General features: G+C 61.2%; 24 protein-coding genes. 21 read left to right on the top strand and 3 right to left on the bottom strand.

Annotation, left to right across the window (positions count from 1 at the left end):
* Positions 1-74 precede the first annotated feature (74 nt).
* From rplM to MHY08_RS02235, 7 genes are all read left to right on the top strand, one after another.
* Positions 75-518 carry a 50S ribosomal protein L13 gene (gene rplM, locus MHY08_RS02265; protein ID WP_204610199.1) on the top strand — a complete coding sequence of 148 codons (444 nt, stop codon included), beginning with the start codon at positions 75-77 and terminating at the stop codon, positions 516-518.
* A complete protein-coding gene (gene rpsI, locus MHY08_RS02260; protein ID WP_204610198.1) occupies positions 518-1,051 on the top strand; it encodes a 30S ribosomal protein S9 in 534 nt (177 codons plus the stop codon). The genes rplM and rpsI overlap by 1 nt, the downstream gene beginning before the upstream one ends.
* 92 nt (positions 1,052-1,143) lie before the next feature.
* Entirely contained in the window at positions 1,144-1,422 is a 279-nt protein-coding gene (locus tag MHY08_RS02255) for a type II toxin-antitoxin system HicB family antitoxin (protein ID WP_239235182.1), read from the top strand.
* A gap of 48 nt (positions 1,423-1,470) precedes the next feature.
* Entirely contained in the window at positions 1,471-2,814 is a 1,344-nt protein-coding gene (gene glmM, locus MHY08_RS02250; protein WP_225745952.1) for a phosphoglucosamine mutase, read from the top strand.
* A 112-nt stretch (positions 2,815-2,926) separates the two neighbouring features.
* Positions 2,927-3,241 carry a hypothetical protein gene (locus tag MHY08_RS02245; RefSeq protein WP_239235125.1) on the top strand — a complete coding sequence of 105 codons (315 nt, stop codon included), beginning with the start codon at positions 2,927-2,929 and terminating at the stop codon, positions 3,239-3,241.
* Positions 3,238-4,995, top strand: a complete 1,758-nt coding sequence (locus MHY08_RS02240) for a hypothetical protein (protein WP_239235123.1) — start codon at positions 3,238-3,240, stop codon at positions 4,993-4,995. The genes MHY08_RS02245 and MHY08_RS02240 overlap by 4 nt, the downstream gene beginning before the upstream one ends.
* Positions 4,995-5,255, top strand: a complete 261-nt coding sequence (locus MHY08_RS02235) for a hypothetical protein (RefSeq protein WP_239235121.1) — start codon at positions 4,995-4,997, stop codon at positions 5,253-5,255. Before MHY08_RS02240 ends, MHY08_RS02235 begins: the two co-directional genes overlap by 1 nt.
* A gap of 4 nt (positions 5,256-5,259) precedes the next feature.
* Here the strand turns inward: MHY08_RS02235 and MHY08_RS02230 are convergent, their stop codons facing one another.
* Positions 5,260-6,093 (bottom strand): dienelactone hydrolase family protein, encoded by an 834-nt coding sequence (locus tag MHY08_RS02230; protein ID WP_239235119.1) that lies wholly within the window; start codon positions 6,091-6,093, stop codon positions 5,260-5,262.
* Between the two features lie 204 nt (positions 6,094-6,297).
* Here MHY08_RS02230 and MHY08_RS02225 point away from each other — a divergent pair, with 204 nt between their 5' ends.
* From MHY08_RS02225 to MHY08_RS02170, 12 genes are all read left to right on the top strand, one after another.
* Positions 6,298-9,102, top strand: a complete 2,805-nt coding sequence (locus MHY08_RS02225; RefSeq protein WP_239235117.1) for an FAD-binding and (Fe-S)-binding domain-containing protein — start codon at positions 6,298-6,300, stop codon at positions 9,100-9,102.
* Between the two features lie 95 nt (positions 9,103-9,197).
* A complete protein-coding gene (gene glmS / locus MHY08_RS02220) occupies positions 9,198-11,069 on the top strand; it encodes a glutamine--fructose-6-phosphate transaminase (isomerizing) (RefSeq protein ID WP_239235115.1) in 1,872 nt (623 codons plus the stop codon).
* 192 nt (positions 11,070-11,261) lie between these two features.
* The gene (locus MHY08_RS02215) at positions 11,262-12,893 is read left to right on the top strand and encodes an ABC-F family ATP-binding cassette domain-containing protein (protein ID WP_239235113.1); all 1,632 of its coding nucleotides are present in this window, start codon (positions 11,262-11,264) and stop codon (positions 12,891-12,893) included.
* On the top strand, positions 12,868-13,971 hold the full coding sequence (gene alr / locus MHY08_RS02210; protein ID WP_239235181.1) for an alanine racemase: 1,104 nt from the start codon (positions 12,868-12,870) through the stop codon (positions 13,969-13,971). Before MHY08_RS02215 ends, alr begins: the two co-directional genes overlap by 26 nt.
* Positions 13,961-14,461, top strand: a complete 501-nt coding sequence (tsaE, locus tag MHY08_RS02205) for a tRNA (adenosine(37)-N6)-threonylcarbamoyltransferase complex ATPase subunit type 1 TsaE (RefSeq protein WP_204610187.1) — start codon at positions 13,961-13,963, stop codon at positions 14,459-14,461. The genes alr and tsaE overlap by 11 nt, the downstream gene beginning before the upstream one ends.
* Positions 14,462-14,550: 89 nt before the next feature.
* The gene (locus tag MHY08_RS02200) at positions 14,551-16,140 is read left to right on the top strand and encodes an aspartate:alanine exchanger family transporter (RefSeq protein WP_204610186.1); all 1,590 of its coding nucleotides are present in this window, start codon (positions 14,551-14,553) and stop codon (positions 16,138-16,140) included.
* Positions 16,141-16,303: 163 nt separating this feature from the next.
* Positions 16,304-16,813 (top strand): hypothetical protein, encoded by a 510-nt coding sequence (locus MHY08_RS02195; RefSeq protein WP_239235111.1) that lies wholly within the window; start codon positions 16,304-16,306, stop codon positions 16,811-16,813.
* Positions 16,813-17,520: a tRNA (adenosine(37)-N6)-threonylcarbamoyltransferase complex dimerization subunit type 1 TsaB gene (gene tsaB, locus MHY08_RS02190; protein WP_239235109.1), complete on the top strand. Its 708-nt coding sequence runs from the start codon at positions 16,813-16,815 to the stop codon at positions 17,518-17,520. The genes MHY08_RS02195 and tsaB overlap by 1 nt, the downstream gene beginning before the upstream one ends.
* Positions 17,517-18,005 (top strand): ribosomal protein S18-alanine N-acetyltransferase, encoded by a 489-nt coding sequence (gene rimI, locus MHY08_RS02185; RefSeq protein WP_239235107.1) that lies wholly within the window; start codon positions 17,517-17,519, stop codon positions 18,003-18,005. Before tsaB ends, rimI begins: the two co-directional genes overlap by 4 nt.
* Before the next feature lie 9 nt (positions 18,006-18,014).
* Entirely contained in the window at positions 18,015-19,058 is a 1,044-nt protein-coding gene (gene tsaD / locus MHY08_RS02180) for a tRNA (adenosine(37)-N6)-threonylcarbamoyltransferase complex transferase subunit TsaD (RefSeq protein WP_005326850.1), read from the top strand.
* A 91-nt stretch (positions 19,059-19,149) separates the two neighbouring features.
* Positions 19,150-19,578 carry a hypothetical protein gene (locus tag MHY08_RS02175; RefSeq protein ID WP_005322709.1) on the top strand — a complete coding sequence of 143 codons (429 nt, stop codon included), beginning with the start codon at positions 19,150-19,152 and terminating at the stop codon, positions 19,576-19,578.
* 120 nt (positions 19,579-19,698) lie between these two features.
* Entirely contained in the window at positions 19,699-21,162 is a 1,464-nt protein-coding gene (locus MHY08_RS02170) for a metallophosphoesterase family protein (protein WP_239235105.1), read from the top strand.
* 18 nt (positions 21,163-21,180) lie between these two features.
* Here the strand turns inward: MHY08_RS02170 and MHY08_RS02165 are convergent, their stop codons facing one another.
* On the bottom strand, positions 21,181-21,816 hold the full coding sequence (locus MHY08_RS02165) for a response regulator transcription factor (RefSeq protein ID WP_239235102.1): 636 nt from the start codon (positions 21,814-21,816) through the stop codon (positions 21,181-21,183).
* Positions 21,813-22,955, bottom strand: a complete 1,143-nt coding sequence (locus tag MHY08_RS02160) for a sensor histidine kinase (RefSeq protein ID WP_204610177.1) — start codon at positions 22,953-22,955, stop codon at positions 21,813-21,815. The genes MHY08_RS02165 and MHY08_RS02160 overlap by 4 nt, the downstream gene beginning before the upstream one ends.
* A gap of 112 nt (positions 22,956-23,067) precedes the next feature.
* On the opposite strand from MHY08_RS02160, the gene MHY08_RS02155 reads away from it, so the two are divergent.
* Complete coding sequence (locus MHY08_RS02155) at positions 23,068-23,673, top strand: ABC transporter ATP-binding protein (RefSeq protein WP_204610176.1); 606 nt, start codon at positions 23,068-23,070, stop codon at positions 23,671-23,673.
* On the top strand, positions 23,657-24,898 hold the full coding sequence (locus MHY08_RS02150) for an FtsX-like permease family protein (protein ID WP_239235100.1): 1,242 nt from the start codon (positions 23,657-23,659) through the stop codon (positions 24,896-24,898). Before MHY08_RS02155 ends, MHY08_RS02150 begins: the two co-directional genes overlap by 17 nt.
* Positions 24,899-24,927: the final 29 nt, after the last annotated feature.

Genomic DNA, 24,927 nt, shown 5'->3' with positions numbered 1-24,927 from the left:
CCGGCCGCTGTACGGGAGTGAATGGATGCTTAGCGCTGGCCGGCAGTTCCGAGACAGACTTTCAAGGAGTCAAATTGTCTACTTTCCACCCAAAGAGCGGTGACATCACCCGCAAGTGGTACGTCATCGACGCTACTGATGTGGTGCTGGGCAAGCTCGCTTCCACCGTTGCAGACCTGCTGCGCGGCAAGCACAAGCCACAGTTCGCACCGAACGTTGATGCTGGTGACCACGTCATCATCATCAACGCTGACAAGATCCACGTTTCTTCCGTCAAGCGCGGCCGCGAGATGCGCTACCGCCACTCCGGTTACCCGGGCGGCCTGAAGTCCATGACCCTGGGTCAGTCTTTGGACGCCAACCCGGTTCGCGTTATCGAAGAATCCGTTGCCGGCATGATGCCGCACAACAAGCTCTCCCGCGCTTCCATCAAGAAGCTGCACGTCTTCGCAGGCGAAGAGCACCCGTACGCCGGCCAGAAGCCGGAAACCTTCGAGTTTAAGCAGGTGGCACAGTAATGTCTGAGCAGAACATCGACAACAACGTAGCCGACGCTGCTGACATCGCTGCAGCAAGCGCCGCTACCGAAGAGTTCACCAACACCATCGGTGATTCCATCGCACCGGCCGAGACCGAAGAGGTCGAGGCTGCCGCTCCGGTACACGAGGGCCCGATCCAGACCGTCGGTCGTCGTAAGCGCGCCGTCGCACGTGTTCGCCTCGTTGCTGGCTCCGGCCAGATTGTGGTTAACGGCCGCGAGTTCGGCGAGTACTTCCCGAACAAGCTGCACCAGCAGGATATCCTCACTCCGCTGACCCTGCTGGAGCGCGAGAACCAGTTCGACCTCAAGGTCACCGTTAACGGCGGCGGCCCAACCGGTCAGGCTGGCGCCCTGCGCCTGGCTATCGCTCGTGCACTGAACATCTACAACCCGGCTGACCGCACCGCCCTCAAGAAGGCTGGTCTGCTCACCCGAGATGCTCGTGCAGTTGAGCGTAAGAAGGCTGGTCTGCACAAGGCACGTCGCGCACCGCAGTACTCCAAGCGTTAATCTCGCTTATACTGCGCGCGCAAGCGCTACGCAAAGCCGCTGCTTCCTTTGGGAGGCGGCGGCTTTCGTCGTTTTGAGCTTCGGCAGAGAATATTGAGTTTGTGGCGACGGTTGCCGAGTTTCCTTCGCTATCGTGGCTGGATTCTGACCGTAGCTGTGCAGAGCAGGAACTTCTGAAGTTGGTCGCGGAAGTAGTAGAAGATATGCAGGTTTCAGGGGAAGTCATCCCACAACCGCTGGGGGCTCGTTCATTTTCGGGAAGATTCAACGTTCGAACCTCTCCGTCGCTGCATCGTAAGCTAGTGATGGAAGCAAGGACGGAAGGAATTTCACTCAACGCATTGATAAACCAGAAGCTTGCTTCCGCCTAGACCGCCCCAACATGCAATCGATGGGCACAGGAGTGCATAATTGATTGCATGACTCGACTTTTTGGAACCGATGGCGTTCGCGGCCTCGCGAACAAGAAGCTGACCCCTATTCTGGCCTTGCAGCTAGGCCAGGCCGCTGCGGAGGTATTTACCGCCAAGCGTGAATCCTACGAGCGCCAGCCGCTGGCCATTATTGGCCGCGACCCGCGTGTTTCTGGCGAGATGCTGGATGCAGCGATTGCGTCCGGGCTGGCTTCCCGCGGCGTGGATGTGGTGCGCGTGGGCGTGCTGCCGACGCCGGCGATTGCCTACTTGACGGATGATTATGGCGCGGATCTCGGCGTGATGATTTCCGCTTCCCACAACCCAATGCCAGACAACGGCATCAAGTTCTTCTCCGCAGGTGGTAAGAAGCTACCGGACGAGGTAGAAGATCAGATTCAGGCCACCATGGAAAACCTCACCGAGGATGGCCCGACCGGCACCAAGTTGGGCCGCATCATCTCGGAGGCCCCGGACGGACGCGAGCGCTACCTCAACCACTTGAAGGAAGTGGTCTCCACCGACCTGAGCGGCATCAAGGTGGTCGTAGACACCGCCAATGGTGCGGCCTCCAAGGTTGCTCCGATCGCCTACGAGGCGGCTGGTGCAGAGGTTATTGCTATCCACAACAAGCCGAATGCCTTCAATATCAATGAAGACTGCGGTTCGACGCACATTGAAAAGGCACAGGCGGCCGTCGTCGAGCATGGCGCCGATCTGGGCCTGGCACACGATGGTGACGCCGACCGTTGCCTGGCTGTGGATGCCGAGGGCAATGTTGTGGACGGTGACCAGATTATGGCCCTGCTGGCCGTAGGCATGAAGGAGGATAATGACCTGCGCTATAACACTCTGGTAGCAACCGTCATGTCTAACCTGGGCCTGAAGCTAGCCATGCAGGAACAAGGCATCGAGGTGCGCCACACCGCAGTAGGCGACCGCTACGTGCTGGAAGAGCTCAACCGCGGCGATTTCTCCTTGGGCGGCGAGCAGTCTGGCCACGTCGTGTTGCCAGATGATTGCACGACTGGCGACGGCACGCTTACTGGCCTGTCCATCATGGCGCGCATGGCCAAGTCCGGAAAGTCCCTGAAGGAATTGGCATCGGTGATGACCGTGCTGCCGCAGGTGCTCATTAACGTGCCGGTTTCTGATAAGGGCGTCATCATGGACGCCCCCGAGGTACAAGAAGCCATTGCCCAGGCCGAGGAAGAACTCGGCGAAACCGGCCGCGTCCTGTTGCGTCCCTCCGGCACTGAGGAGGTTTTCCGCGTCATGGTGGAGGCCGCCGATAAGGAGCAGGCCCGCAAGGTTGCCGGCAGGCTTTCCGCCATCGTTTCCTCGGTCTAGCGCAACCGCCGGGTGCGGAAGAATTTTGGCATCCTAGGGAACCATTTGGCGCAATCCCCAGTCCAATGAAGGTGAGAACTTTTACCGCATATGGATTTGGGGGAATACACCAGTGTCTGAGGTTTTTCTTCGCCCCTTGGAGGCGATGTCCGCACTACGGCAGGTCGTAGCCGATAACGACGAACAACGCGATGCCCACCGGGCCGAGGTGCCGGATTTTCCGGTGGCCGCGGCTGGACGCAATTTTGGCGGCCACGGTGAGCGCATTCGTGATGTCTTGGTGCGCATCCATGAGCGCGGCGGTCGGAGGTTGGATAATCTATCCGCCACCGCCCATGCCGCTCATGAACAGGTGCGCGCCTTTGCCGATTTTGATGAGTCCTTCGGCAGCTCCTTTGCGCGCGGCGGGGAGGCGGACAGCAAGTGAGTACGCTGACAAAATCCCTGCTGGGGGACTATTCAAACGCGATTTCCCAATTCCAGTTCGCATGCTTGGGAAGCTACTCGGGTCCCAGCATGCCGATGAACCTACTGGGGGAGCTAGTCGGTGCGGTGGACGGTATCGCGCCCGAAAACCTGGTGAAAAACACCGTTGCGGCCGTAGGCGGTAACCGCCCGAAGGGAGGCGGTGCTGGATTAGCGGGCTATTTGCAGCAAGATGATTCCGAGGTTGCTCAAGGCGCTATGCGCGAGCACCTGTGCGGCGTGCAGGAAGATTTCGACATTGACCGCCAGGATGCTGCCCATCTCACCAGTTCGGCGGAGCAGTGCTCGGGCGCTATTGCCGACGTCGTCGATGTCTCCGACACTGCCCTTACCGAGCTCATCTCTGCGGTCATTCCACTGCTGAATATCTTGTCCATGGTGGCCACCAAGCACCCGCTGGCCAGGTTTATTATCCCGATTCTTTCCACCATCGGCGGGCGCGTTATCGAAGAGACGAATCACAATATCGCTAGCACCTGCCGCGACCGCGATGATGCGATTGAGTCCTGCTATAACGAATTTGAATCGCGCTGCGAATGCGTCTGTGAGCGCCCAATGCCGGAAGAATGCCCGACGCCGGCTAAACCTACAGATAATGCCTGTCCCGAACCGGTAGAACAATGCCCGGAGACTCCTACTCCCACTAAGCCGATGCCGAAGGAAGAATGCCCACCTCCGCCCTCGCAGCCCACCGAGCCGGCCCAGGTGGAGTGTCCACCAGAGCCCACGCCCATGCCGGAGCCTGACTCAAAGCAAGAATCGAGCCAGACGACTTCCGCGCCGCCACAGCCGACGCCTCCTTCGCCACCATCAGTTCCATCAAGGGAATGCCCCGAGCCCGAGCCGGAGCAATCATCCAAGACGGAAGTGCACACGGAGACCACCGCAGAACACGGCGCGGGCTGCCACTGCAATGAATGCACCGAGCAATCATTTACCGAGCGTCCATCGCAGTCCCAGCGCGAAGTAGAGATCACCAGGCCGGCACAGGCGGAGATCATTCCGCCGCAGGAGCCGCCAGAACAGCCACAGCAAGAAGAAGAGCCGTGCCCGGAACCTGAACCTCAGCCAGATCCAAAACCTAAGCCGGACATGGACACGGAACCCGCTTCTGACTCGGGCGCAGGCGAGGAAACGCTCTGCCCGGAAAATACGGCGGAAAGTACCGAAGAATGTGTGGAATCGACCCAAACCAGCTCAGAAGGCTGTGAAATTGAATCCTCCTGCAGCGGCAGCCTCGGCCTGGTAGGGGCCGGAATCGCTTTAGTAGGTGTGGGCCTGATTGTGGAAGGTGCCGCGCAGTGCCTGGAGCAAATGTCCGAGGCGGATTGCCCGGTGCAAGAGCCCGAACCGGACCCTGAGCCTGAGCCCTGCCCGGAACCTGAGCCCGAACCCGAGCCGGAGCCTTGTCCTGAACCGGAGCCAGCTGGTGATGATGGCGTTATGGCGCCGCCTCCTGAGCTGTCTCAGGTAGAGGAGCCAACGCCGCCACCAGAGAAGGTCGCACACCTCCAGGCGGCCGGTCCAGCAGAGGCACCATCACCAGCCCCAGCTCCGGCTCCTGAACCAGCCCCGGCACCGCAGCCGGCTCCAGAAGAAGCGCCAGCACCGGCACCGGCCCCAGCGCCGCAGCAGGAGGCGGCGCCCGCGCCAGAAGAACCAACCATTAAGGCACGAAAGGCAGGTCAGTGGTAATGAATAACGACTTCGCAGAATTTGCGCAGGGCTTTCGGGAAAGGACGGCTAAACGCCTGCTGGAATTTGAAAAAACGCTGGCGAAAGCGCAAGACGAGCTAGAAAAGTCCGCGGATAAGGCCATGCAGGAGGCGCGATGGGAGAAGGGGCAGGTGGGGCGTCGGCAAGCGGCGACGGCGCCAAGGCCCCGATATGGCGCTGCCCCGGCACGCTCAAGGAACGCGTCGGGGCAGGTGCAATCTGTGCTGCGGCGGGGCTAATACCTTAGGCGTCGCGGGTGACGCCGGCGCGCTCGGCCAAGTCCTCGCCTACAAGGCTTGTGACCTTCTTGGCGCTCGCCTCTGGATCCGCAAAGGCGTCATAGGTGGAATCGCCATTGAGGGTGGCCAGCAGGAAGCCGGTGACCAAGCCGCGGGCGATTTCGGTAGGGCCGGACTGGAAGGCGGCGGTGCCGATGGCCAACTTGCGCAGGCGATCTTCGGTAAAGCCGGCGTGGCTGCCCTTATCGATGGCGCGGAAGCAGACCGGGCCATTCCAGTTATGGGCCAGCTTGGCGGGGTTGCCGGCATTGAAAATATCTTCCTGGCCGGCGCCAATGACCAAGCCCGGGGTAGTAATGCGGCGGGCCGCCTGCACCGCAGATGGCGCGGTGATGGAAGGGTAAATCGCGGCGACGGCGGCGACCTTCTGGTTATCTAAGGCACCCAGCACGGCCGTGCCACCGCCCATGCCGTGGCCAATCATGCCGAGCTTGCCCGGGGAGACCGTAATATTGCCAGCGCCAAGCTTCACCCCAGCGGCAATCTGCAGCGCGGATTCCATATCCGCGGCCAAGTTGCGGTGGTTGGGGAAGGGGCCGGTCTCGGAATCGGGGGCTACCACGACGATGCCCCAGCTAGCCAGGTGGCGCAGGGTGGCGTGGTAATCCTTAATCTTGTGCATCCAGTCATGGCCAAAGGCCACGGCGGGCAGGCTTTGGCCCTCCGCAGGGGTATAAACCTTGCCGGTGATTCCGGCATAGTCAAGGTCGCCAACCAAAACTCGGTTGCGACCGCGCTTCGACAACGTTGCTAGATGTTTATTCAAATTCGCAGACACGCATTCCAGGATAGAGGAAGATCACCCGCTAGGCGGGAAAGGGTGCGGGTTTATCTGAGAAATGTCTGCGTAGTATCCAGCCGAGCCACGGGTGTGGTGGAAAGGCTTTCCTAAGCCCCTCCTAACTTGCGCCCCTGTGGGTAGGGGAGTGCAATGTGTGGGCAACTACATACTCTATTTTTCTGGGAAGGCGGGCTGCGGTACATGACTACCGGCGTCGTTGATGTGGAAGAACTTTCTACTCGTTATGGGATGGAGGTAAAGACCGAGGTCATTGACCGCGTGGCACATGCCTCCGATGCCTCGCACTACCTGTACACCCCCAAGGCAGTCATCGAGGCCCGCTCGGCCGAGCACGTGGCCGCCATCTTCCGCGCGGGCCGGCAGCAGAATGTTCCGGTCACCCTGCGCTCCGGCGGTACCTCCCTTGCCGGCCAGGCTTCCGGCGATGGCTACCTGGTGGACGTGCGCAAGCACTTCCGCGGCATCGAGGTATTGGATGAGGGCAAGCGCGTGCGCGTCCAGCCCGGCGCGACGGTGCGCCAGGTCAACGCCCGCCTAGGCCTGCGCAATCGCAAGCTTGGCCCGGATCCGGCTAGTGAATCTGCCTGCACCATCGGTGGCGTGGTGGCCAATAACTCCTCCGGTATGGCCTGCGGTACCGAGCTCAATACGTATAACACTCTGGAATCGCTAACCTTCGTGCTGCCTACCGGCACCGTGATCAATACCGCCGATGCGGATGCAGACCGGCAGTTCCAACAGCAGGAACCGGAGCTGGTGGAAACACTTACCCGCCTGCAGCGCCGCGTGCGCGATAACCAGGAGTCCGTGGATATTGTCCGCCGCCACTTCCAGCTGAAAAACACGATGGGCTATGGCCTCAATTCCTTCCTGGATTTTGATAGCCCGGTCAAGCTCTTTGAGCACCTGCTCATCGGCTCGGAGGGAACCCTGGCCTTCATCGCTGAGGCGGTATTCCGCACCGTGCCCATTTCCAAGCTGACCACCACCACGGTGGCTGTCTTTGATGACCTCACCGCTGCCACCAAGTCCCTGCCGGCCCTGCTAGATACCGGGGCGGCCACCCTGGAGCTGATGGACTCTGCCTCGATCCGCGTAGGCCAAGGCTTTGACAAGATCCCGCAGGCCATCACCGGTTTCGATGTGGACAAGCAGGCCGCACTGCTCATTGAGTACCACGCGGATGCAGAAGAAGAACTGCGGGAGAAGGAAGGCAAGGGCTCGCAGCTTCTGCGCGAGCTGCCGCTGCAATCGCCGGCTGCCTTCTCGGCCGATGCCGCTTCGCGCAATACCGCGTGGAGCTTCCGCAAGGGCCTGTACGCCCAGGTCGCTGAGGCGCGCCCGTCCGGTACAACCGCGCTTTTGGAAGATATCGTCGTGCCCGTGGGGGATTTGGCTGATACCTGCTCTTCCCTGCAGGAACTCTTTGCCCGCTATGGCTATGACGACGCCGTTATCTTCGGCCACGCCAAAGACGGCAATATCCACTTCCTGCTCACGGACCGTTTTGAAGGCGATGACGCCATCGGTCGGTATAACGACTTCAACGAGGGCATGGTGGACTTGGTTCTCTCGGCCGAGGGCAACCTCAAGGCCGAGCACGGCACCGGCCGCGCCATGGCGCCATATGTACGCCGCCAGTATGGCGACGAACTCTACGCGGTCATGCAAGAACTCAAGCGGGCCTGCGATCCCACCAACACGATGAACCCAGGCGTTATCTTGGACGATGACCCCGATGCGCACATCAAAAACATCAAGCTCAACCCCACCGTGGAAGAGGAAGTGGACCGCTGCGTGGAGTGCGGCTACTGCGAGCCGGTCTGCCCGTCGCGCGATCTCACCCTTACCCCGCGCCAGCGCATCGTCGTGCGCCGCGCCCGCAAGCGCGCGGAAGAAGCCGGCGATAGCCAGCTCGTAGCCGAGCTGGATGGGGCCTATGAATACATGGGCATCGAGACCTGCGCGGTGGATTCCATGTGCCGCACCGCCTGCCCGGTAGGTATCGATACCGGCAAGTTCATCAAGCGCCTGCGCCGCGAGGAGGCCCAACCAGCGCAGCAGAAGCTGTGGGGCGCTGCCGCCAAGAACTGGCAGGTGGTTAGCCAAGGCGCCGGGCTGGCGCTGACCGGCGCGCACCTGCTGCCCACCGAGCTGGTCAAGAAGGTCACCGACGTGGGCCGCAACCTCATCGGCACCGATAATCTGCCGCAGTACCAGCCGGAGCTGGGCAAGGGCGGCAAGTCCCGCGGCCGCTTGGCCGGGCGCGTGGGAGACCGCTACGCTCAGACCACCGGAATTTACCTGCCGGCCTGCGTGAACACCATGTTTGGCCCGCAGGGCGGTGGCAAGGGCACTACCGATTCCTTCGTGGCTCTCTTGGAGCGCGCCGGGGTAGCGCTGGAGGTTCCGGAGGGCATCGACAAGCTCTGCTGTGGCACCCCATGGGCGTCTAAGGGCATGCAGGCCGGCCACGATGCGATGGAGCAGCGCGTGCGCGATGTCGTCATGGAGGCCACCGATGGTGCGCGCCTGCCGGTCATCGTGGACGCCAGCAGCTGCACCGCCGGATTTAAGGACATGCTGGAGTCCGTGGGCATTACCGTCATCGACGCCATTAGCTTTACGGCCGATACCCTCCTGCCGCAGCTTGCGGTCAAGAACCCCGCGGCTTCCGTGACCGTGCACCCCACCTGCTCTGCCTTCCAGCTGGGCATGATGGAAGATGTGGAGAAGGTAGCCCGCGCCGCCGCGGCCGAGGTACACATTCCCACTGAATGGAATTGCTGTGGCTATGCCGGCGATCGCGGCATGCTGCATCCGGAGCTAACCGACGCCGCAACGCGCGCCGAGGCAGCGCAAGTCAAGGAAATCGGGGCGCAGTATCACGCCTCGACCAACCGCACCTGCGAGCTCGGCTTGACCCGTGCTACCGGCGAGGATTATCACCACATTCTGGAACTTTTGGAGCAGGCGACGCGCTAGTTTTCCCAGCGCACTAGCGGGTGGGGCACTATGCCCCGCTTGCCGACGCCCCGCCCGCCTAGAGGTTTCTTCCACGTGCTGTAAAATCAGCAACCATGTGTGGAATTGTTGGATATATTGGTCACGCTGGTGGTGACCGTGATTACTTCGCCCTCGACGTAGTCTTGGAAGGGCTGCGCCGTTTGGAATACCGCGGCTATGACTCCGCTGGCGTAGCAATGTACGCCGATGGGGACATTAGCTGGCGCAAGAAGGCCGGTAAGGTCGCTGCGTTGGATGCTGAGATTGATGGCCGCCCGTTGCCAGACTCCGTGCTGGGCATTGGCCATACCCGCTGGGCTACCCATGGTGGCCCTACCGACCTGAATGCGCACCCGCACGTGGTCGATGGCGGCAAGCTGGCCGTGGTGCACAACGGCATCATTGAGAACTTCGCCGAGCTCAAGTCCGAGCTTTTGAACAAGGGCTACAACTTCGTCTCCGAGACCGATACCGAAGTTGCCGCTACTTTGCTGGGCGATGTCTTCCACAACGAGGCCGCTGGTGACCTCACCAAGGCAATGCAGCTGACCTGCTCCCGCTTGGAGGGCGCATTCACCCTGCTGGCCATCCACGCCGAGCAGGCCGATCGCATCGTTGCCGCTCGCCGTGACTCGCCGCTGGTTATCGGCCTGGGCGAGGGCGAGAACTTCCTTGGCTCCGACGTATCCGGCTTCATCGATTACACCAAGTCCGCCGTGGAGATGGACAACGACCAGGTCGTGACCATCACCGCCGACGAAGTAGAAATCACCGATTATGCGGGCAACCCTGCACAGGGCAAGCCTTTTGAAATCAAATGGGATGCCGCCGCTGCCGAAAAGGGTGGCTTCGATTCCTTCATGGAAAAGGAAATCCACGACCAGCCCGCCGCTGTGCGCGATACCCTGCTCGGCCGCTTCGACGAACAGGGCCAGCTGGCCCTCGATGATCTGCGCATCGATGAGACCGTGTTGAAGTCCATCGACAAGATCATCGTCATCGCTTGCGGTACCGCGGCCTACGCGGGCCACGTGGCACGCTATGCCATCGAGCACTGGTGCCGCATTCCTACCGAGGTCGAGCTCGCCCACGAGTTCCGCTACCGCGATCCGATCGTGAACGAAAAGACCTTGGTCGTCGCCCTGTCCCAGTCCGGCGAGACCATGGACACCCTGATGGCCGTGCGCCACGCCCGCCAGCAGGGCGCCAAGGTTATCGCCATCTGCAATACCCAGGGCTCGTCCATCCCGCGCGAATCCGATGCCGCGCTCTACACCCACGCCGGTCCGGAAATCGCCGTGGCCTCCACCAAGGCCTTCCTGGCGCAGATTACCGCCACCTACCTGCTTGGCCTCTACCTGGCCCAGCTGCGCGGCAACATGTTCGCCGATGAAATCCAGAGCGTTCTGGCTGAGCTGCGCCACATGCCGGACAAGGTTCAAAACGTCATCGACGAAGAGGACCAGGTGGCCAACCTGGCCAACTCCATGAAGGATGCGGAATCCGTGCTCTTCTTGGGCCGCCACGTTGGCTTCCCTGTAGCTCTTGAGGGCGCGCTCAAGCTCAAGGAGATCGCCTACCTGCACGCCGAGGGCTTTGCCGCCGGCGAGCTCAAGCACGGCCCGATTGCACTGATTGAGGAAGGCCAGCCGGTCTTCGTCATCGTGCCGTCCCCGCGCGGCCGCGACTCCCTGCACTCCAAGGTTGTCTCCAATATCCAGGAGATCCGCGCCCGTGGTGCCATCACCATCGTGATTGCGGAAGAGGGCGATACCGCCGTGGAGGATTACGCTAACCACGTCATCCGCATCCCGAAGGCACCGACCCTCATGCAGCCGCTACTGGCCACCGTGCCGCTGCAGATCTTCGCCGCCCATGTAGCAAAGTCCAAGGGCTACGACGTGGATCAGCCGCGTAACCTGGCCAAGTCCGTGACCGTGGAGTAATCCACGCCGAACGGTACTAGCTAAGCCTCCTTGCCTGCTGCGTTTCTTGCGTGGAAGGGAAGGGGGCTTTGGCATTTCATTGAAGCTTGAAACTGTTATGCTATTAGGAGCGATTGTTGTCGGTGAAAGGAGTAGGCAGTGCTCATCCGTCGTGTTTTTGCGTAAAACACTAAAGGAAGAACGGATTTAAGCATGCCTATTTTATTGAACGACCTTTCCCTAGTATGGCCCGATGGCACAACCTGCTTCAGTGGCCTAAACGGTGTCTTTTCTGGTCCTTTAACTGCGCTCATTGGGGATAACGGTGCAGGAAAAACAACTCTGCTTAACGTCATCCTTGGCAAAATCTTGCCCACTGCTGGAACGGTGGAAAAGCCGGAATCGATAGCGTACCTGTCACAAGACCTTGCTTGGAATGAACATGATGTAGTAGCAGACATCTTCGGTGTCACCCAAGTGCTCGCGGCGATTTACGCAGTCGAAGCCGGTGAGTATGAACCAGAACTTTATGAGTTAATTGGGGAGCAATGGGACGTCGGTGAGCGCATTGCCGCTGCCCTTTCCGCCGCTGGATTGGATATCCCATTAGACCGCCCTATCGCAAGCCTCTCTGGAGGGGAAGCGGTACGCGTCGCTTTGGTGGCGGTGTTCCTGTCCGAGCCGGATTTCATTATCCTTGATGAACCGACCAATAACCTCGACGGATCTGCAAAGAAGCATCTGAAAGAAATGTTGGTGAATGCCGCTGCGCCGGTGTTAGTGGTAAGCCATGACAAAGACTTGTTGGATGTAGTTTCCGAGGTAGCGGAATTAAGGGATGGGAACCTACGCTTCTTCCAAGGCAACTATTCCGACTACCTAACCACGATTGATGTAGAGCAGGAAGTAGCTCAAAAAGCAGTATCTACCGCCAAGGCGACTTATAAGCAGCAACTCCGCGAACAACAAGCAATGCAGACACGGATTGCGCGTGATGCGCGCCGTGGAAAGAAGTTCGCGGAGTCGAAGCGCAAACCAGGCATGACGATGAAGCTTGATAAGCAGCGATCCGAAAAGACGGCATCGCGCAGAGCGCAGATCCATTCAGGCGCAGTTGAAGCGGCCCAACGCTCTTTAGCTCGAGCTGAGCGAAACATACGAGATGATGATTCGGTCTATATCGAGCTGCCACAAACTGAGCTGCCGGAAGGAAAGCGGGTTATTTCGATTCCCGGGCTGACGATTGTCGGCCCAGAACGGGTGCGCTTGTCAGGACCAAATGGAAGTGGCAAGACCACGCTCTTAAACCGAATTAACTCCGGTGAGGCGGGTTACGTGATCGGCAACTCGGGGTATTTGCGTCAACGAATTGGATTAGATCCTTCTCTAAGCGTATGGGACGTGGTTACCAACGCGAATCCACGAGAGGATCCGCAGTTCATCCGTGATCAGCTAGCTCAGTTGTTGTTTCAATCTGACTCGGTTCATGCGTTGACAGGGACCCTCTCGGGAGGCGAAAGATTTAGGGCGGAATTCGCCAGAGTGCTCTTAGCGGATCCGGCGCCGCAATTGCTAATGCTCGATGAGCCGACTAACAACATTGATATTTCAACTGTTGATTGGTTGGTCTCGGTCTTGAAGAACTATCGGGGCGCATTGCTAGTGGTTAGCCATGATGAAGATTTCTGCTCGCGGATAGAACTTACGAGGCAAGTTTCCATAGAAGAAATTGGATGTGCCGACTCCAAGGTGGAGGTATCGCGAGTCAGTGCGCCGCACCCCACCCGAATTCAGCCCAAGGGTGAGCAGTGGCACAATGGTGGGCATGCTGAAAACCACGATTGATCTCTCCGCCATAGCGCACAACGTCCGCCTCATCAAGGAAAAGGTGGGGCCTGAGGTCAAGCTCATGTGCGTGGTCAAGGCCGATGCCTATGGGCACGGCGCGGCCAAGGTTGTGCCGGTGATGGCGCGCGCCGGTGCGGATTGCTTTGGCGTGGCCACCCTGCGGGAGGCGGTGGACCTGCGCCGCGCGGGCGTGGATGCGCCCATCGTGGCGTGGATTTGGCAAACAGATGAAATCCTCGAAGAAGCCTTGGCCAATGGAATCGAGGTAGCGGTCAACTCCCTTGAGCAGGCGCATAAGCTGGTCAAGGCCGATTTTCCTGCCGAGGTATACGTCAAGGTGGAAACCGGCATGCACCGCTCCGGTGTGGACGAAGAGGATTGGGCAGAGACCTTTAAGGTGTTGCGCGATGCCCCACACATCAAGGTGCTCGGGCTCATGTCCCACTTTGCGTGCGCCGATGAGCCGGATAATCCGCACAATGACGCGCAAGAGGAGGCGTTCCGCACGGCCCTGCAACTCGCGCGTGAGATTGGTTTGGAATGCCCAATCAATCACCTGGCCAATTCGCCCGCAGTGCTGACGCGTCCTTCCTCCTATTTCGAGCAGGTGCGCGTAGGCGCCGCTTGCTATGGCTTGGAGCCCATTGAAGGACGCGAACACGGCTTGCGCCCGGCCATGACCTGGTCCGGGCAGATTTTTAACGTCAAGCCCATTAAACCGGGGGAGGGCACGTGCTACGGATTGACCTGGAAGGCGGATAAGTCGGGATTTTTGGCCACAGTGGACTGTGGTTATGCCGATGGCCTGCCGCGTGGCTATCAGGGCGACCTGCACGTGGGCATTGGTGGGCACCTCTACCCGCAGGTAGGAAGAGTCTGCATGGATCAGATTGTGGTGGACTTAGGTGAGAACCCGCATGGCGTGGACACGGGGCAAGACGCCGTGATCTTTGGCAACGGGGGAGTATCGGCCACGGATCTCGCCGCGGCAGCAGGCACCATTAACTATGAGGTGGTGTGCCTGCCCGATGGCCGCACCGAACGCGAATATATAGGAGAAGAAAATGCGCAATAGCTTTCCCGAATCCGGCAGCCGCGACCTATCCACGGTGGAAGACACCTATGCCTTTGGTGAAGAGCTAGGTGCGGCGCTTGAAGCCGGCGATGTAGTGATCCTGGATGGGCCGTTGGGGGCTGGAAAGACGACGCTGACGCAGGGCGTCGCCAAGGGCATGCAGGTTAAAGGCCGCGTTACCTCGCCAACCTTCGTTATCGCCCGCGTGCACCGCTCTACTGTGGGTGGGCCAGACCTTGTGCACGTGGATGCCTACCGCCTGCTCGATGAAGGCGGTGCTAATTCCGGGGACCCGCTAGGGGAGCTCGACGCGCTGGATCTGGACACGGAGCTAGAGGACGCCGTGGTTATTGCCGAATGGGGCGGGGGACTCGTGGAACAGATTGCGGAGCGCTACCTATTTATCAGCATCGACCGTGAGCCGGTGGACTATGCCGGCGCAGAAGAGGATGTTCGCCGCTTCACATGGTCTTGGAAAAGTGGTGCATAGTACATCGTTCCGCCTTATAGGGGGTTAAGTGATGAATATCCCAGAAAGCAAACTTGATCCGGGTATAACCACTACGTAATTCTATTACGGTGTTGAATTTTCTCGCCTCAAGTCCTTTGCTATCTCTCTTCGTCATCATGGCGGTGGGTCTAGCGATTGGCAAGATCAAGATCTTCGGCATCTCCCTCGGTGCCGCGGCTGCGATGTTTGTGGCACTGGGTCTATCTACTGCCAATCCGGATATCCAAATTCCGCCGCTGGTCTATCAATTTGGCCTGGCGATCTTCGTTTATGCCATTGGCCTTAGCTTCGGGCCTTCTTTTGTCCGCGAGTTTAAAACCCGCGGTTGGAAGCTCACCGTCTTCATGCTGGGCATGTTGGTTGTCTTGGTTGCGGTTGGCTATGGCCTCATCCGTGGCTTTGGCCTGAGCGTGCCAGAAGCCGTCGGCATGTTCGCCGGTTCGCTCTCCTCCACGCCGGGTATGGCTGCCGTGGTGGAAATGGTGGGCGATTCCACCCCGGTCGTCGGTTACTCCTTGGCCTACCCAGGCGCGGTTATTGGCGCGATTCTCGTCGCCGCCATTGGCGCCAAGGTTGTCAAAGCCAACCATGAGGAAGATGCCCGCGCAGAGGGCATGATTCCCGCCGAGCTCGTAGCCAAAGGCGTGCGCCTGACCAAGAACTTCAATGACACCGCTGGTCATATCTACCGCGTTACTGGCCAGACCGTTGTGGCTACTCGTATCATCTCCGACGAGGAGCGCCACCGCCTCGCCGTCCCAGAAATGCCACTGTGCGAGGGTGAAGCATATCTGCTCAACGGCTCCGAAGAGGCCGTCGATAAGGCCATTGAGGTCTTGGGTGAAGAACACCCAGTGGAGCTGACCGAGGACGCTGGGCTTAAATACACCCGCGTTACCGTGTCCAACCCGGAGATTGCCGGTAAATCCGTCCGCGAGATCAAGGCCCTCGACCACGGCTTTATCATCGCTCGTATCCGTAAGGGCGATAAGGACCTCGTGCCGCACCCGGACACTGTGCTCAACTACTCCGACCGCGTTCGCGTGGTGACTAGCCCGAGCCGCTTGCCATACGTGCGCAAGTACCTCGGTGACTCTGAGGCCGCGTTGGGTAATGCGGACCTGCTGTCCATGGCCATCGGCCTGTCCTTGGGTATGCTGCTCGGCCTCATTCCGATTCCGATGCCGGGCGGTTCCACCCTGCAGCTGGGCTTCGGTGGCGGGCCCGTGGTCGTCGGCCTGCTCTTGGGCTACCTTAACCGTACCGGCCCGTTGAACTGGCAGATGCCATTCCACACCCGTGAGACCTTGTCCAATATGGGCCTTACCTTGTTCCTGGCCGGCGTGGGTACCTCGGCCGGCGCCTCCTTCCGCGATGCCCTGACGGATCCATCCTCCCTGACCATCATGGGCGTGGGCCTTATCATCACGTTGGTTTCCGCCATCCTGATCGGCGTCATCGGCATGCTGGTGCTCAAGCTGAAGTGGGACGAGGCCATGGGCTGTGCAGCCGGCATGACCACCAACCCGGCAGTCTTTGCCTATATTCGTGACCAAACCGGCACCGAGCTGGCCGGCCGCGGATGGGCCACGGTCTATCCCACCACAATTATCGGCAAGATTATTGCCTCGCAGGTATTGCTCCTGTTGTTGCTATAGCGGCAATATCTCGCGTTAATTACTCACCCACAGGGTCGCCCGCCTACACTGGCAGGCACTACCCTGTGGGTTTTGTGTTGCGGTTAACCAGGTAGCATCGGTTGCCAGAATTACCGCCGCCCGCCTGAAACTTAAACATTTTTCAAGGAGCCATACTCACCCCATGACTAAATTCGCTCGCAACCTCACCGCCGCCATCATCGCCATCTTTATCGTTGTCATGATGGTTCTTCTTGCCTCCTCCACGCTGCGCGAGGAAAACCACTTGGAGGGAAACCTCTCCTCCACGTTGTCCAAGGCGCCAAGTAACTTGGAGGTCATGACCGTTATGCCCACCGATGTCTATGGCGAGGAGTACCCCGCGATTGGTTTCATCTGCCCGGGCATGCGCGAAGACAAGGTTAAAGAGGCACAGATCGATACCGAGAACATCACCTTTGAAGATGGTGCGGTGCCGGAAGGCAAGAGCTACGCGGTAGCCATCTCCCAGAGCGCTAAGCCCTTCATCGAAGAGCTGGATCCGGAAAAGGTCGAGGTGTGCGAGATGATTGACATGCAGGTCAAGGCCATGGAGCAGCAGGGCCAGAGCCTTGATGGCGGCGTGCCCATGATCCAGGGCACCCAGCCGCTGGGCTTCCAGCGCGAGGATGGCACCTGGAAGATGGTCGCCTAATGCGCGTCCTCGCGATCGATACGGCTACCACCGCCCTGGTCACCGGGGTAGTGGATACCGCCACTGGGCAGAGCACCGAGCGCGTGTTGGAGGATACCCGCGCGCATAATGAGCAGCTCATTCCTACCATCACCGAGGTCCTCGCCGAGGCGGGCATGGAGTATTCCGATCTCGATGCGGTGGTCACCGGTGTGGGCCCGGGGCCTTTTACCGGGTTGCGCGTGGGGATGGCGACGGCCTCCGCGCTTGCCGACGCCCTCTCTATCCCCCTCCACGGCATCTGCACCCACGATGCCATCGCGGCCGCCGCCGAGCTCCACGTAGATCCTGCCGCCGCGGCCGACGAGGCGACCGCCTTGGTGGCTACCGACGCCCGCCGCAAAGAGATCTACTGGGCCACTTATCGCGCTACCGACTCCGGTGTGCAGCGCATTTCTGGTCCCACGGTGACGAAACCGGCCGAACTCGAAGTGGAACTTGCCTCCACCGCCGAGGTCATCATTCCTGACCGCCTTGCTGAGCAACTCCCCGAGCGGCTCGCCGCCCTCCCGCACCGCGCGGCCCATCCGAGTGCGGCGGCCCTCGTTGCCGCGGCCGACCTCGAGGCAGAACCCGCTCCCGTCGTGCCGCTGTACCTGCGCCGCCCGGATGCGGTCCCGCCGAAGCAGCAGCAGCTTTCTGCCGCCATCCCCAGGGTCGAACTGTGAAGCTGCGCGAGCTGACCCCGGCCGATGCGCCCCGGTGTGCCGAGCTGGAAGAGGTCCTTTTCCCAGGCGAAACTCCGTGGTCCAGCCGGATTTTCCGGGAAGAAATGGCCCAGCCCTTCAACTTCTATCTCGGGGTGGAAGGCGCGATCGAGGAACCGGCGCCCGTAAAGCTGTTGGGCTATGCGGGCATCGGCATGATGGGCCCGGCCGCGGACCCGGAGTTTGAAATCCACACCATCGGCGTTGACCCCGCCGCGCAGCGCCGCGGCATCGCGCGGATGATGATGGACAATATCTGCCATATCGCGGATCTTAAGGATGCCCCGGTCTTCCTCGAGGTTCGCGTGGGCAATGATCCCGCTATTGGCCTGTATGAGCGCTACGGCTTTGCCAAGCAGGGGATCCGCAAGAACTATTACCAACCTTCCGGGGCGGATGCGCACGTGATGGTGCGCCCGCGCCAGTCCGAGCGCCCAGAAGATTAAGGAGCAGTCATGAAGATCATGGGTATCGAGTCCTCCTGCGATGAAACCGGCGTGGGCATCGTCGAGCTGCGCGAGGACGGCCACATGGAGATCATCGCTAACGCCGTTGCTTCCTCCATGGAGCAGCATGCGCGTTTCGGCGGCGTCGTCCCGGAAATCGCCTCCCGTGCCCACCTTGAGGCCATGCCGCAGGTCATGCAGGCGGCGCTGAATGAGGCGGGCATCGAAAAGCCGGATGCCATCGCCGCCACCGTGGGGCCGGGTCTAGCCGGTGCCTTGCTGGTGGGAGCCTCGGCCGCCAAGGCCTATGCCGCGGCCTGGGGTGTGCCTTTCTACGGCGTCAATCACCTAGGTGGCCACGTTGCCGTGGCCAACCTGGAAGGCGAAGAGCTGCCGCACTCGGTGGCCCTCTTGGTCTCGGGCGGGCATACGCAGCTGTTGGAAGTAGAGGCCGTCGGCAAGCCCATGCGCGAGCTTGGCTCTACGCTTGACGACGCCGCCGGTGAAGCCTACGACAAAGTCTCCCGCCTCCTCGGCCTGGGCTACCCGGGCGGCCCGGTGATCGATAAGCTCGCTGCCCGCGGCGAAGCCACCATCGATTTCCCGCGCGGCATGTCTCGCGCCGAGGATCTGCGCGGCCCGCACCGCCACGACTTCTCCTTCTCCGGGCTCAAGACTTCCGTAGCCCGCTACGTGGAGCGCGCCGAAAAGGCAGGGGAGACCATCAGCGTGGAAGATGTCTGCGCCAGCTTTCAAGAAGCCGTGGCCGATGTCCTGACCGCCAAGGCCGTGCGTGCCTGCGAGGACACCGGCGCTCGCGTGCTGCTCTTGGGAGGCGGCGTGGCCGCTAATTCCCGCCTGCGCGAGCTGGCCGCCGAGCGCTGCGCCGCCGCCGGGGTGGAACTGCGTGTGCCGCGCTTTTCGCTGTGCACCGATAACGGCGTGATGATCGCGGCCATCGGCGCGCAACTCATTCATGAAGGCGCCCAGCCCTCTGGCCTCGGCGTAGGCACCGATACCCAGCTGGATGTGGAAGAGCCGCAGTTAACCTAAAGTTCTTCTCGCTCGCGCTGCAGGCGGGGCAGGGGGCCGGTACTCTAAAGAGCGTTCATGCCCTCTTGGCTTTCTGAAGGAGCTTTCTCTCATGACCGTCGGTTTCCTTGTCAACCCTGATCTCACCCGCCGCAAGCTCGAGTTCGAGCTGGAGCACGCCAACCAGTTCTTGGGCGGCACCACCGAGGACCGCGTCTCCGTTGTTTTCCAGGAAGACGGCACCACCTATGCCGCGCTCTACAACCCCGAAGCCAAGGCCGAAGGCGCCGAGCCGAACCCGGTAGCCTCCCTGGCGCGCAACGCGGCTGCCACCGGCAACGCCGCTTTCCTGCAGGATCCCATCCGCTCCATCTGCGGTCCCGTCATTTTCGTCGATGCTGAGGGCGAAGACACCACTATCGATGCCGTTATCGAGTCCGTGGAGCAGGGTATTCGCGCAGTGAAGAACTACCGCGAAGATAACCCGGAGGAATACACCCTCTGGCGCGCGGCCGTTATCAACTCCGATAAGAGCCTTTAAGCCAAGCCCTCACAGGTAGGGTTCAAGCGCTTTTCGCGCGCTCGTAATACGGTGTTCACATTCTTATGGTGTTCTAGGGAGCCGTACCGCTTCTTCTAAGACTCCAAAGGTGAAAACTGTATGCTCCGTTCGTCGCGTTTCGTCGCCTCCTTCGCCACCGCCCTCGCCGTGGGTGGCGCTGCCGCCGTCGTGCCCGCCACCCCGGCGCTGGCCGCTGACTCGCCCATCTACCGCACCATCCTGCAGCCGGGCGAGGATGAATCCCAGGTCATGGTCACCTGGCGCACGAAGTCCAAGGCAGACGAGGTCCTCGAGGTTACCGGCCCAGAAGGCACCACCACCTTCCAGGCCGACGAGCGCGATTACGGCGCCCTGCTGTATAAGTCCCAGTTCGCCACCGCTACCAACCTGCAGCCGGATACCGAATATTCCTACCGCGTTGGTTCCGAGGAAGGCGGCTGGTCCGAGCCAGAGACTTTTAACACTGGCTCCAATGGCGATGACTGGTCCTTCCTTACTGTCGCTGACCCGCAGATCGGCGTGGACCTCAAGGTGGATGACCAGGCCGAACAGTGGCGCAAGACCATCGGCCACGCGGCCTCCCACGTGCCGAATGCCAGCATGATCTGGTCCCTGGGTGATCAGGTGGAGGGCTGGGGTGCCCATGTGCCGCAGTACGATGCGTACTTCTCCGCCCCGGAGATCCGTCACATCCCCACCAACACGGTCCCGGGCAACCACGAGACCTATAACCTCACCATGAAGCATCATGATGAGCACTTCTCCAACCCGCACCAGGCGGACGATATCCGCGACCACTACTTCGAGCGCAATAACGTACTCTTCATCGGCCTAGACTCCAATGCTTCTTCCGACGCCGATATCGCCCGCCACGAGCAGTTCCTGCGCGAGGCCATCGAATCCCGCGGCGCGGATAATGACTGGATCGTCGTTGGTATGCACCACGGCCCGTACTCCCAGGGCTCGCATCACTTTGATAAGGACGTCACCAACCTGCGCGAGAAGCTCACCCCGGTGCTGTCTGAACTCAATGTCGATGCCGTGCTCTCCGGCCACGACCACATCTACACCCGCAGCCACCTGATGAAGAACAACAAGCCGGTCCTGCCGGAAGAAAAGCCGCAGCGCGGCGACGTTCTCGAGCCCAAGGATGGCGAGGCGCTGTACCTGACCACCACCACCGCGGGCGGTGGCAAGTACTACGACTTCACCGACGTGAATAACAAAAAGCACAAGGGCGCGCGCATGGAGACCATCGATCCAAAGCTTGCCCACGAATCCACCGCCATGTGGCGCCAGGACTACACCGAGGACTACATGCGCGTGGACGTCTCCGATGACAAGCTCACCTTCACCACCTTCAACGAAGGCGATAACACGCTGGTGGACAAGGTTTCCCTCAAGAAGAAGGACCGCGGCGCTGCGCCTGCCGACGACGCCACCGACCCCGCCGACTCCACCGAGTCCACCGACCCAGACACCCCAGAGGTGCCTAAGGATCCGGAGGGCGGCAGCTCCCTGAGCTCCAGCGATATTTTCGGCGGGCTCAGCTCGAAGAAGTAGCGAGCGTCGCCCCATTGGCTAGCGCTCTGTATGGCGCAGCCACGCCAATACGGCCTTGACCCGTCGGTTGGCGTCTTCGGGCCGGAACCCGAGCTTCATAAACACATTGGAGACATGCTTGCTTACCGCTCCGGCGGTAAGAACGAGCGTGTCTTCAATTTCTTTATTGCTCAATCCTTGAGCCATCAGCCCCAGCACCTCCCGCTCGCGGGTGGTGAGCTGGGCTAAACCAGTACGCCGCGCCGACAGTAACGCTGTGACCACCTCGGGGTCCACCACGGTGCCGCCGCGGGCGACCTCGTCTAGCGTGCGCACGAATTCTTCCACGTCAGAAACGCGTTCCTTAAGCAGATACCCGAATCCGCCGTGTTCCAAGAGACGGTCGAGGTAGCTTGCCGCTACGTATTGGCTCAACACCACCACCGGTTGGGTGGGATTGGCCGCTCGCAGGTCGTGCACGGCGCGCAGGCCATCGTCGGTCATGGACGGTGGCATGCGCACATCGCTGATAATCAGGTCAAAATCTTCCTGCCGGGCAATAGCGCGCAGTTCTTCGGCATCCGCGGCCGCCGTAACGCTATGCCCCAAGGCGCTAAGTAGCTGCTCGAGCCCCGCGCGCAGCAGCGCGGAATCTTCCGCCAGTAGTAGTTTCATTCCGCCTCCTTTAGCGGTAATTCGACCTGCAGCCGGCCACCGAGTTCACCCGCAGCCGCGTCATGAGCTGCGGCAAAGCTCACCGTGCCGCCCAGTGCGGCGGCGCGTTCGCGCAGCCCGGCGAGACCGGTGCCCGTCCCAGCTAGCTCCTTGTCCGTGGGGTCGAGGTCAGCTCCGGGGCCGGGGCAGGGACCCGTGCCATTATCAACGATGCCTAGGCGCAACGTCTGCCCGAAAGCAACCGTTACTATCGCCTGGGTAGCCGCGCCGTGCTTGGAAGCATTAGTAAGCGCCTCGGCCACCGCGTGGTAAGCCAGCAGGGCAGTGGTTTCATCCACTGAGCGTTCGGCGCCTTCGACGTGTAGTTCGGTCTCCAGCCCGGAGTGGGCGAGGAGTTCGTCGAGGGCGGGGATTAATCCGGCGTCGAAAAGCACCTGCGGGGCAATGCCGCGCACCGTCGCCCGCAGGGAGGCCAAGGCCAATGAGGCATTATGTTCCGCATCGGCCAGGGCCGGTTGTGCCTCGGGAGGGGCCTGCAATTTCGCCGCGGCCAAGTTGAGCTTGAGCGCGGTGAGGTACTGCTGTGGACCATCGTGCAGTTCGCGCTCGATGCGGCGGCGCTCGCCGGAGAAGGCATCGATAAGCGTGGAACGCGAGGCCGCCAACTCCTCGGCCGAAGGGCTCAACGCCAGCCGGGTTAGCGAGGTAGAGGCCAAGACCAACAAGCGGTTGAGCCCCACCAATAAAGCCACCAGCAACGCCGCGGTGAGCCAGCAGGTAAAGAAAATCAGCGGCCGGTTGGAGGTAGACCACTCGCCAAAGGAGAATTCGGTCTTTGGCACGAATGGCGCAATGACCAGCACACCCGCTGTAAAGCCCAAGGCTGTCCACGCGGCAAAGCAGGCAGCCGAAAGCAATAGCTGCACAATAAGGTGATAAAATTGCTGCCAATCAAACCAGCGGCCCGCACGCCGGGGTGGGATCTCCACGCCCATCCACTGCGCACCCAACCGGCCGACAAATTCCGCGGCGCGTCCCACCAACGGAATCCACGGCAGCATCAGCACCGAAACCACCAACGCCGGGATAAATAGCGCGCCAAGGACGAGGCTCCACGCGCAGGCTTTGAGGGTTCGCATAACCCATGAGCCTAGCCGCCTTACCCAGTGAGGGGCAGTAGAGCTAGCTCTACCATTTTCTGGGCGGCCCACTCCATGTCTTTCTTCTGCGCGGCCGAGTGGAATCAAAGGCATGTTAAAAGCAGATAACCTCAGCAAGCGCTACGGCCGCCGCACCGTGCTCAATCGCGTGAATGTGTCCATCGCCCCAGGCGAATTCGTCGCCATCATGGGGCCTTCCGGCAGCGGGAAAACCACGCTGTTGAACCTGCTATCCGGGCTAGATAAGCCCACCTCCGGCCGAGTCAACGCGCCGGGGCGCAAGCAGCGTGCATTTGTATTCCAAGACTATAATCTCCTGGAATCCCTCAACGCGCAGCGCAATGCCACCTTGACCGCGCGCTTTTCCGGCCGGCGCCCTACACGCGGCCAGGTGGCAGAGGTCTTTGATTCGCTTGGCCTTGCTGGTTTAGAGCGCCGCCTACCCGCACAGCTTTCTGGCGGGCAGCAGCAACGCGTGGCCGTCGCCCGGGCACTGCTGGCTCAGGCGCCCTATATCTTCGCTGACGAGCCTACGGGCGCGCTTGACGACGCCACCGCATCCACCGTCCTTTCCCACCTGCGCGCCGCCGCCCGCGATGGCGCCAGTGTGGTCATGGTGACTCACTCTCACCTCGCCGCTGAGGCGGCCGACCGGATCATTTCCTTAGAGGAGGTGGCCCATGCTGGTGTGGCTTAAGGACTTACAGTCCAATTGGCTATCGTGGCTGGCCGTGGCGCTGACCCTGGTGGTGTCTTCCACCTCGTGCACCCTGGCGCTGGCCATGCTGGTGGCTTCCTCCGGGGCCGAAGAAGACCCCGCCGGCCCGCTGGGTGGCACGGTGTTGGGAATGGCCCTGTGCGTGGTGGTATTGGTGACGCTATCGCAGATGCGCCTTATCATTGCCGAGCGCGAGCCGGTCTACCGCTCCTGGCGCATGGTGGGCATGCCCGGCTGGATGATCCTCGCTTTTATCCTGGGCCAAGTCGCAGTGGTCAGCGCGGGCGCCGGGCTACTCGGCGTGCTGCCTGCCCGCCCGCTGCTTGCCCCGTGCGTGCGCGCCCTGCGCAGCGATGGCATCCCCATGCCGGACATTGACATCACCGGCCAGGTCGTAGTCATTGCGGTAGCCGTCTGCACGTCCGCGGCGCTAGTCGGTGCGCTGCCTCCGCTGCGCCGCGTATTCCGGCCGCGCGCCGCCGCACACCCGGCGTGGCTCACGGTGAAATTCCTGCTTGCAGCCGCGGCCATTGGCGGCACAACATACGGGTGCCTGCAGATTGATGACCCTGGAGACCTGCTCTCGGCCGAGATGGGCTTGGTCATCCTCGTCGCTCTCGTCTTACCTTGGCTCATGCCCGGTATCGACCAATGGACCCGTCCGGCCGGTATCGCTGGGGCCAACGTGCGCGTGCGCCGGTGCTTTTCCACCCCGCACATCGTGCCATGGGTGCTCGTCAGCGGCTTTATCGTCGCCGTCGGCTCGGGCCTGCGCTTTGCAAGCGACGCAGGCGCCGGTGGAACCTTGTCCTCCTGGCAAGTCTTCGTCGCCCTTTTAGGGCCTGTCTTTGCTCCCAGCATCGTGGGCGCTGTGCTTACCTCGCTGCTGATGCACGGGCGCATCGCCTCTGATATCCGCGGCCTCACCCTGGCCGGTGCCACCCCCTCGGCCTGGGCCCGCGTGCAAGTGGGGGAGGCGGCGTGCCTCACCCTGACCGCGGCCGGCGTGGTCTGGGCGCTGTGCTTGGCGACACTCCTCCCACTCCACCACCTGCTCACCCCGCAGGCTTCCTTCGGCCGAACGCTGGTGGAGGAGCTGTGGTGGTCGGCCTTTGCCGTGATTTTTGGTGCCATGTTTATCGCACTGGGCGTCGTCAAGCTGGCGCTTGCCGGATTCGTGCGCGCCGGGCAACGGGAGCGCTGAGGGGATCGCTGAGGGCGTAAAAATGTGGG

The organism is Corynebacterium sp. ACRPJ, assembly GCF_022347345.1.
GTDB lineage: Bacteria > Actinomycetota > Actinomycetes > Mycobacteriales > Mycobacteriaceae > Corynebacterium > Corynebacterium tuberculostearicum_D.
Note: the sequence above shows the minus strand (reverse complement) of the source record. Positions and strands in the feature narration are given on the sequence as shown.